The 14758-nt window shown below is 40.2% G+C and carries 17 protein-coding genes and 1 riboswitch; of the genes, 7 read left to right on the forward strand and 10 right to left on the reverse strand.

All coding sequences use genetic code 11. The features are described 5' to 3' along the window. Positions 1-5: 5 nt before the first annotated feature. Both AC504W_RS15240 and AC504W_RS15245 read right to left on the reverse strand, forming a co-directional pair. A complete protein-coding gene (locus AC504W_RS15240; protein WP_494873155.1) occupies positions 6-1313 on the reverse strand; it encodes an efflux RND transporter periplasmic adaptor subunit in 1308 nt (435 codons plus the stop codon). A gap of 603 nt (positions 1314-1916) precedes the next feature. Continuing rightward, positions 1917-2135 (reverse strand): alpha/beta fold hydrolase, encoded by a 219-nt coding sequence (locus AC504W_RS15245; RefSeq protein ID WP_494873156.1) that lies wholly within the window; start codon positions 2133-2135, stop codon positions 1917-1919. 364 nt (positions 2136-2499) lie between these two features. Here AC504W_RS15245 and AC504W_RS15250 point away from each other — a divergent pair, with 364 nt between their 5' ends. The 3 genes from AC504W_RS15250 (at position 2500) to AC504W_RS15260 (ending at position 4412) form a co-directional block, all read left to right on the forward strand. Continuing rightward, positions 2500-3123 (forward strand): Crp/Fnr family transcriptional regulator, encoded by a 624-nt coding sequence (locus AC504W_RS15250; protein ID WP_494873157.1) that lies wholly within the window; start codon positions 2500-2502, stop codon positions 3121-3123. Between the two features lie 107 nt (positions 3124-3230). Further along, a complete protein-coding gene (locus tag AC504W_RS15255) occupies positions 3231-3992 on the forward strand; it encodes a Coq4 family protein (RefSeq protein WP_494873158.1) in 762 nt (253 codons plus the stop codon). 114 nt (positions 3993-4106) lie between these two features. After that, positions 4107-4412: a 4a-hydroxytetrahydrobiopterin dehydratase gene (locus AC504W_RS15260; RefSeq protein ID WP_494873159.1), complete on the forward strand. Its 306-nt coding sequence runs from the start codon at positions 4107-4109 to the stop codon at positions 4410-4412. Positions 4413-4875: 463 nt separating this feature from the next. On the opposite strand, the gene AC504W_RS15265 is transcribed toward AC504W_RS15260, so the two are convergent. Beyond that, positions 4876-6573, reverse strand: a complete 1698-nt coding sequence (locus AC504W_RS15265; protein ID WP_494873160.1) for an iron uptake porin — start codon at positions 6571-6573, stop codon at positions 4876-4878. Positions 6574-6892: 319 nt separating this feature from the next. Here AC504W_RS15265 and AC504W_RS15270 point away from each other — a divergent pair, with 319 nt between their 5' ends. Then, positions 6893-7882, forward strand: coding sequence for a metal ABC transporter substrate-binding protein (locus AC504W_RS15270; protein ID WP_494879334.1), 990 nt, complete (start codon positions 6893-6895; stop codon positions 7880-7882). Between the two features lie 39 nt (positions 7883-7921). Beyond that, entirely contained in the window at positions 7922-8710 is a 789-nt protein-coding gene (locus AC504W_RS15275; RefSeq protein ID WP_494873162.1) for a metal ABC transporter ATP-binding protein, read from the forward strand. 10 nt (positions 8711-8720) lie between these two features. Here AC504W_RS15275 and AC504W_RS15280 read toward each other — a convergent pair whose 3' ends face one another. The 4 genes from AC504W_RS15280 to AC504W_RS15295 all read right to left on the reverse strand — a co-directional run bounded on the left by AC504W_RS15280 (position 8721) and on the right by AC504W_RS15295 (position 11142). Then, positions 8721-9074: an ArsR/SmtB family transcription factor gene (locus AC504W_RS15280; RefSeq protein ID WP_494873163.1), complete on the reverse strand. Its 354-nt coding sequence runs from the start codon at positions 9072-9074 to the stop codon at positions 8721-8723. Between the two features lie 90 nt (positions 9075-9164). Next, on the reverse strand, positions 9165-9926 hold the full coding sequence (locus AC504W_RS15285; protein WP_494873164.1) for a cobalt-precorrin-6A reductase: 762 nt from the start codon (positions 9924-9926) through the stop codon (positions 9165-9167). Positions 9927-9930: 4 nt separating this feature from the next. Continuing rightward, positions 9931-10350 (reverse strand): DUF1636 domain-containing protein, encoded by a 420-nt coding sequence (locus AC504W_RS15290; protein WP_494873165.1) that lies wholly within the window; start codon positions 10348-10350, stop codon positions 9931-9933. Between the two features lie 22 nt (positions 10351-10372). After that, positions 10373-10530, reverse strand: a riboswitch (cobalamin riboswitch). 180 nt (positions 10531-10710) lie between these two features. Next, positions 10711-11142, reverse strand: coding sequence for a hypothetical protein (locus AC504W_RS15295; protein ID WP_494873166.1), 432 nt, complete (start codon positions 11140-11142; stop codon positions 10711-10713). Positions 11143-11252: 110 nt separating this feature from the next. Between AC504W_RS15295 and AC504W_RS15300 the strand changes: the two genes are divergently transcribed. Continuing rightward, complete coding sequence (locus AC504W_RS15300) at positions 11253-11426, forward strand: hypothetical protein (protein ID WP_494873167.1); 174 nt, start codon at positions 11253-11255, stop codon at positions 11424-11426. Here AC504W_RS15300 and AC504W_RS15305 read toward each other — a convergent pair. Together AC504W_RS15305 and modA are read right to left on the reverse strand one after the other, a co-directional pair. Further along, positions 11423-12199, reverse strand: coding sequence for an MBL fold metallo-hydrolase (locus tag AC504W_RS15305; protein WP_494873168.1), 777 nt, complete (start codon positions 12197-12199; stop codon positions 11423-11425). The genes AC504W_RS15300 and AC504W_RS15305 overlap by 4 nt on opposite strands. Before the next feature lie 239 nt (positions 12200-12438). Beyond that, entirely contained in the window at positions 12439-13233 is a 795-nt protein-coding gene (gene modA / locus AC504W_RS15310; RefSeq protein WP_494873169.1) for a molybdate ABC transporter substrate-binding protein, read from the reverse strand. Positions 13234-13333: 100 nt separating this feature from the next. Between modA and AC504W_RS15315 the strand changes: the two genes are divergently transcribed. Next, positions 13334-13783 carry a TOBE domain-containing protein gene (locus AC504W_RS15315; RefSeq protein WP_096577686.1) on the forward strand — a complete coding sequence of 150 codons (450 nt, stop codon included), beginning with the start codon at positions 13334-13336 and terminating at the stop codon, positions 13781-13783. 472 nt (positions 13784-14255) lie between these two features. Here the strand turns inward: AC504W_RS15315 and rbp are convergent, their stop codons facing one another. After that, complete coding sequence (gene rbp / locus AC504W_RS15320) at positions 14256-14573, reverse strand: RNA-binding regulator (RefSeq protein ID WP_096577688.1); 318 nt, start codon at positions 14571-14573, stop codon at positions 14256-14258. Positions 14574-14758: the final 185 nt, after the last annotated feature.

The following is a 14758-nucleotide window of genomic DNA, read 5'->3' on the forward strand; positions in this document are numbered from 1 at the left end:
TGGATTTAAGATTGGGGTTGAATAGGTGTGCCTTCTCTGAGTTTGAGAATGCCAGAAGTAACGATGGTTTCGCCGGCTTTCAGTCCGTCAAGAACTTGATAATTTGTGCCTTGAATCTCACCCAAACGGACTAAACGCTGATGTACAACTTGCTGCGGTTTACCGTTGACGGTGGTGTCTTCTGTGACAAACACAAAACTTTGTCCGCCAATGCGAGAAATCGCAACGGTGGGAATTAATATCCCTGGTTGTCGATTCCAAATGATTCGCGCCTGTACATATTGCCCATCGCGCAATCGTCCTTGGGCGTTACGAAAGCGGGCTTTGCTTAATACTGACTGCTGATCAGAACTTACCGTTGGGGAAATATAATTAATTGCACCTTGGCCGATTACTTGCTGTGTGTTGGGATTGAGCAATTCTACAGGTAATCCAATTCGCAGTTGCGGCATTCGATTGGAAGGCACAGAAAGATTTAGATCCAGGGCATCATTTTGGATAATTGTGGTGATTGTTTGTCCGGTGTTGACATAATCTCCCACTTTGACAGGAAATTCACTGATTACGCCAGCAATGGGTGCGACTACTCGTTTTTGATTCACATTAACTTGAGCCGCCGCCGTACCTGCTTGAGCTTCGCGCACATTCGCTTGGGCTTGACGAACTGCTGCACCAGCCGCTGCAACTTCTTTTTCTGCGGCTTGTAAATCTGCGATCGCCGCTTGTAAATTATTTCTAGCAATATCTAATTCTTGTCTGGCTTGCGCTCCCTGTGTAACTAACTGCTGGGTACGATTAAATTGTGTTCTTTGCAACTGAACATTCGCAGCAACTTTTGTCCGTTGTGCCTCAGCTTGTTGTAGTTGTGCTTGCGCTGTTTTTAACCCAGCTTGAGCAGCATTGGTGGCTGCGATGGAACTAGCAACATTGGCTTGAGTTTGATCTAAACTCAAAGTTGCGATCGCTGTTCCCTTTTGTACCCTCTGACCACTAGACACCAAAATTGATTCAATTCGCCCTTGAATTTGCGGCTGTAGCGTTACTTTTTGTTGTGCTTCTAAAGCTCCTACAAAATTAGAACTTTCTTCGGTTGTACTATTACCAACTTGCTGAACTTTTACTTGTAATGCCGAGTTTTTTCCATTAGCTGTGGGAGCATTTCCAGTAGGTGCAGCTGAACGTTGATTGCCAAAATGCGAAAACACAGTCATTCCGCCAATAGCAACAACGAGACCTAACCCCAACCCTACTAACAATCCTTGCTGCCCTGAAAGCCTTCTCAACGCGGAATTACTAATTTTAGGAGTTTCCATTACCTCACCCTACAACTGCCCCAGCAAAATTAACTAAACGTGAGTTTGCCAACCATTAATTTTGAAACCGGAATCTAACTTTATTTAAATGTGGGCAACAGGATGATCTCTTACCCTATTAATAAGTGCATTCTTGCTCCAAATAGATGATTCTTGCGCCGCAATTTAGATGAAAAAGTCACCACTATTTCATCTTGACAACACTGAGAATTCACTATAGGGCATAGGCATAATTAATTTATCTTTCATTAGTCAGATAGCTATAGGACTCTGGTTTGATTAATGAAGTTATTTATTTAGGTAGGTAATGAGAAACAGAAAACAGGAAACCACAAAAAATTTGTTTAAATATACTGATTTTTCCCAAATCAAATATGACTCATACATCTGTGATCAAAGAGCATATTTTACTTTTTTAAGAAATAAATATGAGATAAATCTTTCCCTAGTAACTCAGTTATAGCGGTAGTCAAATATGTTAAAACAACTTGAAAGCTTGAATGCCAGGAATAGCAAGACTTTTCCTCCTGCCTCTCCGCAGTCGCTACAACGGGGGGAACCCCCGCAACGCGCTGCTCTCTGCCTCCTGCCTCCTGCCTTCTATTAAGGAAGCTCACTAATTTGAGAACCAGTTGCACAAAAAGCCTCAATAGCTTGCGAAAACTGACGATTTTGTTCCATCAGTGCCATGTGTCCACCTGGTTGCAGAGTTATTTTGTGAGCATTGGGTAATTCTGCTACCATGCGATCGCTGGCAATAGGTTTAGTAGCTATATCCGAAGCACCGCAGACAGCCAGCAACGCGCTATGCCTAGCGTACACAAGCACCCAGTCTTTATTGGTGTTGAGTTAGGTCGAGGGGGAGATAATACTCCCCCTCGACCTAAGAGGTTGTTTGAAAAGTCTAAATTAATACTAGCTCTGGCGATTGGAAATCGCGGCTATACGGACAAAACCCGCCTACGCGGGTTAAAAAACCTTAATTTTCTGTTAGTCCGTGCAGGCGGACTTTGTTTGTGTAGTAGCGAATTATATTCGCCTAAAACTTTTCAAACATCCTCTAATTCAATACCTTTATGGCTATATTTTTAACACTTAAATATTTTTGACAATTCATTTATTTTCAGAAAAAATAAGTATTCATATTATCGTAGTGATTATACTCACCTATACATACATGATGTATATGCAGCAAGAAATTGATCAATACGAAAAGCTATTTCAAGTTTTAGATCGAGTAGTCATACTCAGTAAACAACAGCAGGAAAATGTTCGTAAATTTTTCAAGTACCAGGAGTTCCCAAAAGACTATCGGCTCCTGAAGGAAGGCGAAATATCGAGCCACTTATATTTCCTGATTGAAGGGGTAGTTCGGCAATTCTACTGCATTGAAGACAAAGAAATCACATCAAGGTTTGCATTCGAAGATGATTTTATTTGCTCACTTTATAGCTTTATTTTGAGAAAACCCAGCAAACAAAATGTTGAATTAGTTTCAAATTGCAAGTTTTTTGTAACAAGTTATAATGGGTTGCAATATCTGTATGAAAACGACCCTGACTGGAATAAAATTGGTCGATTATTGACTGAACATTATTATGTTGAGTTAGAAGAACAAGCTTTTCTCATGAAAACTCAAACCGCCTTTGAACGATATGAGGATCTCGTTCAGAGACACCCTGATATCCTTGAGCGCGTCAAGCTAGGACATCTTGCCTCCTATTTGGGAATCACCCAAGAAACCCTCAGTCGTATCCGCGCCAGATATCGAAATCAGCAACGCCGCCGTCATCTAGCCCAGGAAATTTGATCTTTATCAAATTTGACATATATCAAAAAAATCCCCTATTGCTTACCTGTGGAGTCACCGTAGGATGCAGTTGTCGAAAACAAACAACGCACCGCGAGGTAACAATCATGGGATTCAAATATATCAACGAACTAGCAACTCCTGAAAATGTTGATAAACTGCTGTCTTTAGTTGACATGGTTGCTGGGGGGAGAGTTGACACGCAAAACATCTTCGATATTGAGGATGCTTTGACTGATAGTGAGCAAATGAAAAGATGTTTGCAGGTTGTCCGTCAAAATCCAGACTCAGCACAATTAGTTGATGAGCGTTATATGGGCCCAGAGTTTGATCTGGAAACCTTGCTGAAGCTGCCGGAAGGCTCATTGGGTTGGACTTATGCTCGCGTACTCAGTGCCATGAACTATGATCTACAGTTCTATCGCCTCCGAAAGATTGAATCAGATGTCGATTATATTACCCATCGCGTTCGCAAAACTCATGATCTGCATCATATTTTGACGGGCTTTAGCTTTGATGACTACGGTGAACTGGGAGTGATTTCAGTGACGGTTGGGCAAATTGGCTATCCCGCATTCACGTTCATTGATTTGGTTGGTTCGTTGTTAGCGTTCATGGCTAATCAAGCACGGGAAGGCATCAATTCTCCTCTGGAATATAATTTTGACCTAGTTTCTCAAGGCATCCGCATTGCACGGCAAGCTACACCCTTGTTTCCGGTGAAGTTTGAAGAAGGACTGGAACGTCCTCTAGACGAGTGGCGTGCCGAATTAAACATTGTGCCAGTGACCGAAGGACTCTGGAGTTGGTATAGCCGTCCTTATCTGCGGGATGCACTCGCCCCCACTCTCGCCGCGCAGCGCCATTGATCGATTGTTGAGGACATCATCTCCCGTTGATCAGGCTTTGAAGGGCATCCAACAGGAGATGATGCCCTTCAAGTTTGACGCAATTCTGATAAATCGATTGGAGACATAAATTGTATGATTGGCAATCAATTGGTACATTGCGCTGTGCTATCACCAGATGAACTGGAGCGCGCGCTCGCAAGACTCAATCATTGGAAGATTGTAGACGGTAAACTCTACCGTCACTTTGAATTCACCTCATTTATCGCAGCATTTGGCTTTATGACTCGCGTTGCACTGATTGCAGAAACCCAAGGCCATCATCCAGAGTGGTTCAATGTTTATAACCAGGTTACAGTTCAACTGACAACCCACGATGCAGGTGGAATTACCATGAATGATGTTACTCTTGCCCAAAGCATTGATACGTTAGAGTTGTAAAGTCCTGCTTCAGGTAAGGGTATTGAGTTAGGTCGAGGGGAAGATAATACTCCCCCTCGACCTAACTCAAGCCCTTATTGGTGTTGCGATGATGTAAGTCATCCAAGTCAATTTATTGTTGCTTCAGAACCTTTATCTAACCAAAATTGGACGGCTTTTCCTGAGCAAAGTATGCTATTCGTTCAAGCAGAATCATTGATACCAACAATTAGAATTTTGGAGAGTTTCACCTAATTTTATTTGCATAAAAATACAGCATAGAAGACGCAAAGTTATTATTTGCGTCTTCTATGAAAGTTTCAAAATTTAACGTGAGTTCGACCCATTAAAAACCCCTCTCCAAACCTCTCTCCCACCGTGGGAGAGGCTTTGAACGCTTAATTTTTCGTTGGTAATTAAGATATTTAAGCTCCTCTCCGCATCGGAGAGGGGTTGGGCAGAGGTTCATCGAACTCACGTAAATTTAAAAAGTGAATGTGGTTCGGATTGTCCCAATCACAATGTCATCGTTGTCGTTATTATGGTCTGGCGCAGTTAACCAGATAACTCCTGGAGTAATGCTGATGTTATCACTGAGTTTGTATTGATAGAAGCCTTCAATATGCAGTGAAGTATCAGAGTCTGTACCAATAGTATTTCTTAACCCACTACTGGCACCTGTGACTTTTGGTTCCATCCCCACAATAATGCCCCCAACACTACCTTCTTTACCTAAATCGGGGAAAGCGAGTGTGACTGCATAGTTCCAAATGTCCAGTTCACCACGAGGAATAGTACCATTATTTGTATCAACTGCTGCTAAGGTGCGCGTGTTGGTATAGCCAACCCAACCACCAATAGCAAACTTCGGACTAAGTTGGAAGGATGCTTGGAAGCCGTAGGAATTGCTCGAAATTGGTAGATCTATTCCCTCTCCTAAAACATCTGTAAAAGCCGGATTACTTGCCAAAGCAGTACGCAAGTTAGCACGGTTACTACCAGCGGTCAAATCAGCATTATAGGAATTAACGTAGGTAAAACCGAGAGTCAAACCTTTAGTCGGTTGGACTGTTAACTGTCCTATAGCACCGTAAGCGCCGTTAAATAGACCATTTCCAGAGGTAGGGTCGTTAGGGCTGCTGGCTAGATAACCTAAACTTAATTCCAATGCGTCGTTGAACTGGTGTCTTAGACCAATTCCTGCACCAGCAACAGGATAATAAATTGGGTTGCGTGTACCAAAGTTAGACAATGCACCAAAATCACCATCACCGTCAAAAAACGGGTTCACAGTATTGGTAAAGTCATCGGCTGCACCCGCGTTGGCTTCTAGGATGACTGTGGTTTTTTCGCCTAGAGGAAAGCTATACAACAGTGCATCTATAGCTACCTCATTACTATTACCAGAACCGAAATTTTCATTATCTACAAACCGCAAATCTCCTTCTGGTGTGAGCGTGGAAGCGGACAACGCATCCAGGTTGGTGGCTTGCAGTCGAGTTCTTAACAGGTCTTTACCTGTAAAACTGGTGTTGAAGTCAAGGCGTATTCTATCGCCAAATGAAGTTCCTCTATCAAGATTACTACCATCGGCGCGATCGCCTGCAAAAAAGCTGATGGGTGCAAAAATAGCAGTACCACTGAGTTTGGTTGTGGTGGAAAACTGATTAGCTTCTAACTCAGAGGTGCGTGCTTCTAAAGCATCGACACGACCCCGCAATGTGGCTAGTTCTGCGGTAAATTCTTCTTGGAGTTTTTGTAATTTGGCTAAATCTTCTTTGGTAACTAAATCAGCCGTGGCTGTAGCTAGTAGTTCGTTGACTCTATCTAAACAAGCATTTAAACCCGCAGCAAACTCATAACGTGTGAGTGCGCGATTACCACGATATGTACTATTTGGATAACCAGCAATACAACCATAACGCTCTACTAGTGATTGCAACGCTTGGAATGCCCAATCTGTAGGTTGTACGTCCGACAATTGCGACACGGAGGTAACTTGTGCCATTGTCTGTTCTTGATATAGATTCTCAAGTGGTTTAGCTGGACTAACAACAACTAAGGGCTGATTTTTCTCATCTGATGTGGTTGATATTTCACTAGCTAATGTATTACTACTAATTGATATTATGCTGCTAAAAGCTGCTGGAATAGCCAGCCAATAATGTAATTGTTTGTGCATTTACTCTCACACTCTTTTACCGTCGGTAGCGCTGAAAACTGCGCTTTGTTCAACAACACTTTTAAAAAGTATTCTCAAAATATTATCAGTATTGAGTAACTCTTTTAATAAATAAGGTCAAGAAATATTTATTTTTCTAAGTAATTTTTAGGTAAAAAAAATACGTTTTACTGATATCTGCTGTATTTGCCGACACAAAATTTTTCTCAAGTTGATTGCATGAGAATGATAATTATTATTATAATATTGAGCATTAGAAATAAGTATCATTATCATAGTGGTAAACATCAAACAAGTGTCCCTTTCTCAAAGGAATCGGATGACTACGAATCAGAAAAGACAACCCAGAGGTATATTGTCGTTAATTTCTTTACTCACATTGCTAGTGAGTATTAGCGGCTGTAACCAAGCAAATACAAATCAAAAAACCAGTGTTGAGAATTCACCACAGGTACAAGAGGCTTCCCAACCATCAGCTAAAACCAAGGTCGTAACGACATTTTTACCGATGTATTTGTTGACCAAGGCGGTGGCAGGTGATGCGGCTGATGTGGAAATTTTAGTTCCTCCTGGTACAGAGGTGCATGAGTACCAAGCAACACCAGATAATGTAAAGGCGATCGCCACAGCTAAGATATTAGTGAAAAATGGTTTAGGCTTAGAAGAATTTTTGGATAGTACCGTTAAAAATGCCCAAAATGCTCAGTTAGTTGAAATCGATGCTAGTCAAGGGATTAAACCTTTAAATGAAATTTCCCCAGTGGAAACCACCGCAAAAGCAGAAAAAGACCATGACCACGCCATAGGGAATCCTCATGTTTGGTTAGATCCTGTTTTAGCAAAACAGCAAGTAATGAATATTCGAGATGGATTAATTGCTGCTGACCCAGAAAATAAAGCCTTTTACACAACTAATGCGGCGGCTTATATCCAGGAGTTAGACAAATTAAATAGTGAATTTCAACAAGCCTTACAGAAAAAACCTAATTGTACCTTTGTGACTTTTCACGATGCTTATCCATATTTAGCACAACGCTATAATCTTAAACAAGTTGCTGTAGTCCAAATTCCCGAAGATCAATTATCACCAACAGAGATACAAACAGTAGTTAATACAGTCAAAAATTACAAAGTTAAAGCTTTGTTTAGTGAACCAGGTGTAGATAATAAATTACTGAAAACGCTGGCACAAGATTTAAAATTAAATTTGCAGACTCTAGATTCTTTAGAAAAAGGTGAAAAAGACCCGCAATACTATTTCAAAGCAATGAGATTAAATTTGCAGACTCTCGAAACCTCATGTCAGTAAAATACTATTTTGAATTTCAATAAATAATTTTTTGTTCTTATGAATTTACCTATTTTAAAAGTAGACGGATTAACTGTATATCAAGGAAATTATTTAGCGCTGCGAGATGTTTCCTTTGAATTATTACCAGGAACAGATACTGCTATAGTTGGGCCAAATGGTGCTGGTAAAAGTACTTTAGTCAAAGCAATTTTAGATTTATTACCTCGCAATGCTGGCACAGTCGAAATTTTTGGTTATCCAATTACAAAACTAGGCAATTTACGTCACTGCTTGGGCTATATGCCACAAAATTTCATTTTTGATCGCAGTTTTCCTATTTCTGTGGCTGAATTAATTGGTTTGGGATGGAATCAAGAATTTCAACAGCAAAAAGCCAAGGCAAAACATTCGTTGTTTTCTCAACTGTGGAAACAAAACCGAGATAAAACAGCCGCAGTCACAGAAGCTTTACGACGTACAGGGGTTTATCATTTGCGACATCAACCGATAGGAACTCTCAGTGGTGGTCAACTAAAGCGGGTGTTACTTGCTTATTGTTTAGTTATGCCGCGAAAACTGTTGGTATTAGATGAGGCTTTTGCTGGGGTTGATATGCAAGGTGCAGCCGATTTTTATGTTTTATTAAATGAGTTAAAACAAGAAGAAGGCTGGACTATTTTACAAGTTTCTCATGATATTGATATGGTAAGCCGCCATTGCGATCGCGTTCTTTGTCTCAATCAAACTGTGGTTTGCACTGGTCAGCCAGAATTTGCTTTATCGCCAGAAAACCTTTTAGCAACTTATGGCCCAGGTTTCAGTCGTTATCACCATCATCACAATTAAAATTCCTATTTTATTCAGGTTCATCTAAGTGTTCGGCTACTACCTGATAAAGATGCAGAATATGATTATCGTGGAGGCGATAAAAGACATTACGGCCTTGCTTGCGGTAGTTGACTAAACGCATTGCCCTTAAATTTCTTAGCTGATGAGAAACCGCAGATTCACTCATCTTTAATGAGGTGGCTAAATCACTCACACACAATTCTTTTTGCGCTAAAAAAGAGAGAATTCGCAGACGATTAGCATCTCCTAGAAAGCTGAAAAAGTTCGCCATCCGTTGGGCTTTTTCAATATTAAGAAATTCTTCTGTGAGGGGTGATAAAATCTCACCATTGATAGTTGATATTGAGTTTTTCTGAATCATTTCTGTAATTTAAAACTTAAACATAAATAAATTGTTAAACCAAGATATATTATAATTTTTTTTGATAAAAAATCTGAAATTTCTCTATTTTTAACAGTGTAATTTATTTAGTAACCAAGCCACTGCACTATTAACATCTGCAACTTGTTCGCCTGCTGGTACTTTTGGACGCTTGACCATAACAACCTGTACACCCAGTTCTCGCGCAGCCAGAATTTTGGCGTAAGTTGCATCACCACCACTATTTTTACTAACGATGGTATCAATGTTGTGCTGAATCAGAATTTTCCTTTCATTTTCTAAGACGAAAGGGCCGCGATCGCACAATATCATTCCTGGTGGTACTAAGGCATCTTGTCCAGGAGGATCAATCATCCGCATCAAAAACCAAATATCTTGGAGGTGTGCAAAGGTGCCTAGTTCTTGTCTACCAACAGTTAAGAATACTCTTTTTGCTTGATTTTTTAAAACATCTGCGGCGGCGCTATTACTTTCTACTTCAATCCAGCGATCGCCTGTCACTTTTTCCCAGGCCGGACGAATTAACATTAATCTGGGTATTTCTACTTCATTGGCCGCCGCTGCTGCATTGAAGGATATCTGATTTGCAAAGGGATGAGTAGCATCAATTAATAAGTCAATTTTCATTTGACGCAGATATTCCACCAGTCCCTCTACACCACCAAAACCACCAATCCGCACATTTCCAGATGGAACTGATGGTTCACGGGTGCGACCAGCTAAAGATGCGATCGCTTCAATTCCAGTGATGCTTGCAACTTTCGCACCGAGTTCCGCAGCTTCGCCAGTGCCACCCAAAATTAAAACACGTTTATACTCAGCACTTAGCACTTGACTACAAGGAGGGAATTTTCGCTAAAATACCCCTTTTCAAGGGTTCTGGTCGTTCTGACCAAGGCAATAATCCGTTAGGTTTAGCGTAGTATTGACTAGCACATTCTAGGATAGCCGCCGCACTACTATCAACATTTAAATCACCAAACAGATAAGTTAACTTACCTTTAGCAGCAAAGGCGACAACACAAGAACGGTTACAAGCACTCATACATTCAACAGCTTGGATCGAAAATTTATCTTGCAAATCCCAATCTTGTGCTAGTTGCTGAATCTGGTGCAGTAATTTTTGACCGCCGCTTTCACCTACACGCTTACCATCTTGCCAAATGCTGGCACAGGTTTGGCAAACAAATAAAGTATGAGTCTGGGAAGCGATCGCAGGCGAATTAGTTGTAATAGTAGTATGAGCAGCAGTCATCCGTACCTCGCAGATGTGTTGGACTTATTAGTATACTTCGGCGGGCATCCTGACTTGAAAAGTTAATTTTCAGTTTTTTGTCTTTCCTTCACAGTTGCGGGACAGTGCCGGATTTCCACCGAACTTTCCCCGTTACCTTTGGTGGCTGATCTCCACCAAAACCGAATATTCTGTTTATTATATCATCTGCATTTTTTGGAAAAGGAATAAGTAAATCCCCATCTTTAAAATTAAGCTATGGCTGAATAAAGGGCTTGATTATCAATCATTCATAAACAACAATAACCCCGATTTTTTCCAGAAATCGGGGTTCTAAATACCTGTTATTTTCACAGATGAGATAGAATTTATATGTATTAATTAACGCAAAAAAGTCTTTTGTAAAGATGACAGTTGTACATCAACCGCACTGAGATAAGTGGAATCGTGTAGAAATTGATCTGGTAGTTTTTTGGCTTTAACAGCAGCTTGAACTAAATCTTTTGCGTTCAGAGTACCTATTTGGTGTTGAAATATCAGTGTGCTGCCACTAGGAATGCCTTGTAATTTGAGATTACCTTGATAAGCAAGATAAACAAGATTAAAAGGTTGAATTCCACGGAAAGTAGTAACATTACTAGGAGACATGTAAGAGTTAATAGCTGTAGTTATTACTTGACCATGTGTTGTGATGTGAGTTACGTCAATATTTGCGGATGTGATATCCGTAGCTGTTTGAGCAGACGCAATTCCTGCGGTAAGCATCATGGAAGCAACTGTAATAAAGGAAGCTGTTGAAGTTGAAAGTTTCATAAGTTTATACTTCCGTTAGGTTTAAAAGTTAGAATAAATACTTTCTAGTACTGATATTTATTTGTGATAATTTCAGACTTTCTATACTTAGTTTGCCTGAAAAGATAATTGTGAAATATAACTACAGTTGGGGTTTCTTGATTCCGGAAAAAGTTTATCAAAATATACTGAATATTAAAATTGATGAAAAATCTGGCTGTGAGGTTTTTTCGTTGCTCTTGGTGATGATTAGCGATCGCTGTATTTTTGCTGTGACAACGGGCGATCGCCTATACAAAGTTTAGCAGGTTACAGCACGCTTTTTTAAAGCTAATTCTAAGCGATCGCCAGGTTTAGGTTCCAGCACTTGAGTAGTCAGATTATTTTTCTCAAGCGAAGTACGCAAATCTTCCGCCGTACCCACAGCCTTTAAAAAATTTACCATCAACCCTTCATAGATTGCATCTGCTTTTGCCGCTGTAGGTAGGATAAATTGCGGTTCCAACCATTTAGAGACTTCCAAGGCGCTGTTTGTCCCGCGAATAATTGCGCCGATTAAAGGCAATGCCAAATCAACTGTTGGCGTAATGATGACATCAACAGGTGCAAATTGTTTTAGTTGTGGTGAATGATAGCCATGTGGCTCATAGTAGAGCGAGAAATTAGTTGCTAATTCTTTCAGCAGATAACTATTTTCTGTCAGAGTAGGGCCAATGGGAGAACCAGGCAAAGCCCTAATTTCTACTTGATTATTTAAAGTGAAACTTTGACCATGCTCTAAACAGGTGACACAAGTGTAACCCAAATCTTGAACTACTTTGGCAGCGTTAGGAGAAGCCACTACAGGAATTTTGTGGTCAAGTTGCTTCAATGTTGGCAGATGTGCATGGTCTGGCAAACCTTGAGACAACAATATCAAGTCGATATCTTCCTCAATTAATCTTTCTTGTTTGAGAGAAGCTTTAAACAGCCAATCTAAGCCAAAACTTAACTCGCCAACTAACCAAGGGTCAACTAGTATGCGTTGACCACCAATTTCCATTAACCAACTATTGTTGTCTAACCAAGTTAAGTACATAACCAAACCGAAGTAACACCTGCCTTTATTATTACGGATGAATTTAGAGGCTGGCGTTCACCTTGGTTTTTGGTCATTGTTCATTAGCGAACGGCTGCGATAATCGAGAGAAGTCAGCTCATTAGCCAGGGTATAGGGGCGTAAGGGTTTTGAATACCTACACCCTGACTCAACCCTTAATTTTTCCTTGCTTGCGTCAGTCCTACAGATGAAACACTTCAGATTTACTCAACCCTTTTTCAAGGCAGTATAAAGCCATATTTTTTGAGTACCGCCTTAGCTGCACTACTCGATAAAAATTGACTAAACTCCTTAGCTGCAATGGCATTCTTACTCCGTTTCACAACAGCCATTGGATAAACTATTGGGGAGTGATATTTCTCATCAGCCGCCACAACTACTTTTACTTTGTCAGAAATTTTGGCATCAGTAGCATAAACTAAACCTGCATCAGCATTACCACTTTCTACCGCTGCCAAAACTTGACGCACGTTGTTGGCATATACCAGTTTAGGAGTTATTTGCGACCAAATTTTTAACTTTTGTAGAACTTGCTGCGCGTATTGACCAGCCGGAACGCTTCTGGGTTCACCAATAGCGATGCGCTTGATTTTAGATTCTTTGAGATTGTAAAGGCTGGTAATGCTAGTAATATTTTTGGGTACAACTAAGACAAGGCGGTTTTTTGCCAAAATCGCGCGTGTACCGGGAAGCAACAGCCCTTTTTGTTCTAAAGCATCTACTTGCTTTTTCCCAGCGGAAATAAAAATATCAGCTGGTGCGCCTTGTTCAATTTGTTGTTGTAATGCTCCAGAAGCCCCAAAGTTATAATTTATATTGACATTGGGTTTACTTTGTTGATAAATCGGTTTAATTTCTTCCAATGCTTCTTTTAAACTAGCAGCCGCCGAAATAAGTAAATTGACGTTCGACTGTGCCGTAACAACAGAAGGTACAATGAATGTTGAGCAAACAGCAAGTAACAAACTAGCCAATGCTGTGCCAAAAAAGGAAAGAACTTGTCTTCTTTTCATAGAAAGATGGTGTAGCAATAGGTTCTTCTGCAATTTGATGGCGCTTGGTAGGATCATACCGAGCGTCATTCCAGTCTTTACCAACTGAATTGGTAACATTATGCCAAGAAAAGAACAAGGATGGATCACATTTCAAACATCGGAAGAGGAACGGAAAATTCTCGAAGAGTTTTGCCAGGACTCACAACGCACCAAAACCGAGATTCTACGGGAGTTAGTCCGTGGTCTTAATAAGCACCAAGCATCACAAGCGCCTATACCAACCAAACAAACTATTACACAGGTAAATCAGGAAAATTTGGCAATACCTACTACGGAAGTTAGTAGTCCTAAGAAGGCTTTAAAAGTTAGCTCCCGGAATATTCTCAAGGGTGTGGTGAAAAAAGTTGTGACTGGGGCTGTTAATTGTGAGGTAACACTAGAAATTGTTCACAAAGTTGAGCTAACCTCAATGATTACGAGAACATCTGTAGAAGAGTTGGGTCTAGTGGCGGGAGAAGAAGCCTATGCTGTGATTAAATCTAACGATATTGTGATTGCTAAAGAATAAAGATGATGGAATTACAGCGAAACTATTAGATAAAGAGTATAAGGAGCTTAACTTAAATAGGCGTTTAAGTTTGAATTAAACGCCTGCTAATAGCTTAGAAAACTTTTATTTATAGTAGTTCAATACTCAGTCTTCTTCCCTAACTGGCGTAATGCTAAACCACATTCAGACATATTATTGAGTGTGAATTGATTGAGGTCGTACGTCACAAAAACTTTCTGCCAAAACTACATTTAAAACATCCTTGGTGCTTATATTTCCCAAGTTTTTGGGCTGAAAGTGCGGTATTTTTGCAATGTTTACTGAAAATCCACAAGCTCAGTTCCACCAGAGAAAGAAAATTTACTAATTATTTTTTAATAAATAAAATTAGCAAAAACAAAAGGCTCAAGTACTAAAACTTGAGCCTTTTCTAATTTAGTTAACTGAGATTATTTATTCATCTCAATACTATTTTCTTAAAGGGTTGAACTTAGTAGCGGTTACGGCCACCATAGCCACCACCACCGTTTCCTCTGTTACCACCACCACCAAAGGAGCCACGATCTTCTCTAGGCTTGGCTTTGTTAACTTTAAGGTCACGACCCATCCACTCAGCACCATCAAGTGCATCAATAGCAGCGGTTTCTTCTGCATCGCTACTCATCTCTACAAAGGCAAAGCCACGTAGACGACCTGTTTCACGGTCGGTAGGTATCTGAATGCGCTTTACAGAACCATATTCTGCAAAAACACTGTTCAGAGCATCTTGTGTAACTTCATAAGAGAGGTTACCTACGTAAATTGACATAAATTTAATCCGAAATCGCAAGTTTGCAGAGATTTAGATTTCGGGGAGAAGTCTGTAAATACCAAGAGGAAAAAGCCTATCAATACTAAAAACAAACGCTATCGCCGAATTAACTCTCACACCTCATCATTACATAAAATGTTGATATTTGGAAAAAAATAGAAAAATTGTAATATAAAGATATG

Source organism: Nostoc sp. C96, assembly GCF_059384975.1.

Excerpts from the sequence above, each read along its gene's own strand:
- AC504W_RS15240 (WP_494873155.1), bottom strand. The coding sequence starts at position 1,313 with ATGGAAACTCCTAAAATTAGTAATTCCGCGTTGAGAAGGCTTTCAGGG.
- AC504W_RS15250 (WP_494873157.1), top strand. The coding sequence starts at position 2,500 with ATGCAGCAAGAAATTGATCAATACGAAAAGCTATTTCAAGTTTTAGAT.
- AC504W_RS15255 (WP_494873158.1), top strand. The coding sequence starts at position 3,231 with ATGGGATTCAAATATATCAACGAACTAGCAACTCCTGAAAATGTTGAT.
- AC504W_RS15260 (WP_494873159.1), top strand. The coding sequence starts at position 4,107 with ATGATTGGCAATCAATTGGTACATTGCGCTGTGCTATCACCAGATGAA.
- AC504W_RS15265 (WP_494873160.1), bottom strand. The coding sequence starts at position 6,573 with ATGCACAAACAATTACATTATTGGCTGGCTATTCCAGCAGCTTTTAGC.
- AC504W_RS15270 (WP_494879334.1), top strand. The coding sequence starts at position 6,893 with ATGACTACGAATCAGAAAAGACAACCCAGAGGTATATTGTCGTTAATT.
- AC504W_RS15275 (WP_494873162.1), top strand. The coding sequence starts at position 7,922 with ATGAATTTACCTATTTTAAAAGTAGACGGATTAACTGTATATCAAGGA.
- AC504W_RS15280 (WP_494873163.1), bottom strand. The coding sequence starts at position 9,074 with ATGATTCAGAAAAACTCAATATCAACTATCAATGGTGAGATTTTATCA.
- AC504W_RS15290 (WP_494873165.1), bottom strand. The coding sequence starts at position 10,350 with ATGACTGCTGCTCATACTACTATTACAACTAATTCGCCTGCGATCGCT.
- AC504W_RS15295 (WP_494873166.1), bottom strand. The coding sequence starts at position 11,142 with ATGAAACTTTCAACTTCAACAGCTTCCTTTATTACAGTTGCTTCCATG.
- AC504W_RS15305 (WP_494873168.1), bottom strand. The coding sequence starts at position 12,199 with ATGTACTTAACTTGGTTAGACAACAATAGTTGGTTAATGGAAATTGGT.
- modA (WP_494873169.1), bottom strand. The coding sequence starts at position 13,233 with ATGAAAAGAAGACAAGTTCTTTCCTTTTTTGGCACAGCATTGGCTAGT.
- AC504W_RS15315 (WP_096577686.1), top strand. The coding sequence starts at position 13,334 with ATGCCAAGAAAAGAACAAGGATGGATCACATTTCAAACATCGGAAGAG.
- rbp (WP_096577688.1), bottom strand. The coding sequence starts at position 14,573 with ATGTCAATTTACGTAGGTAACCTCTCTTATGAAGTTACACAAGATGCT.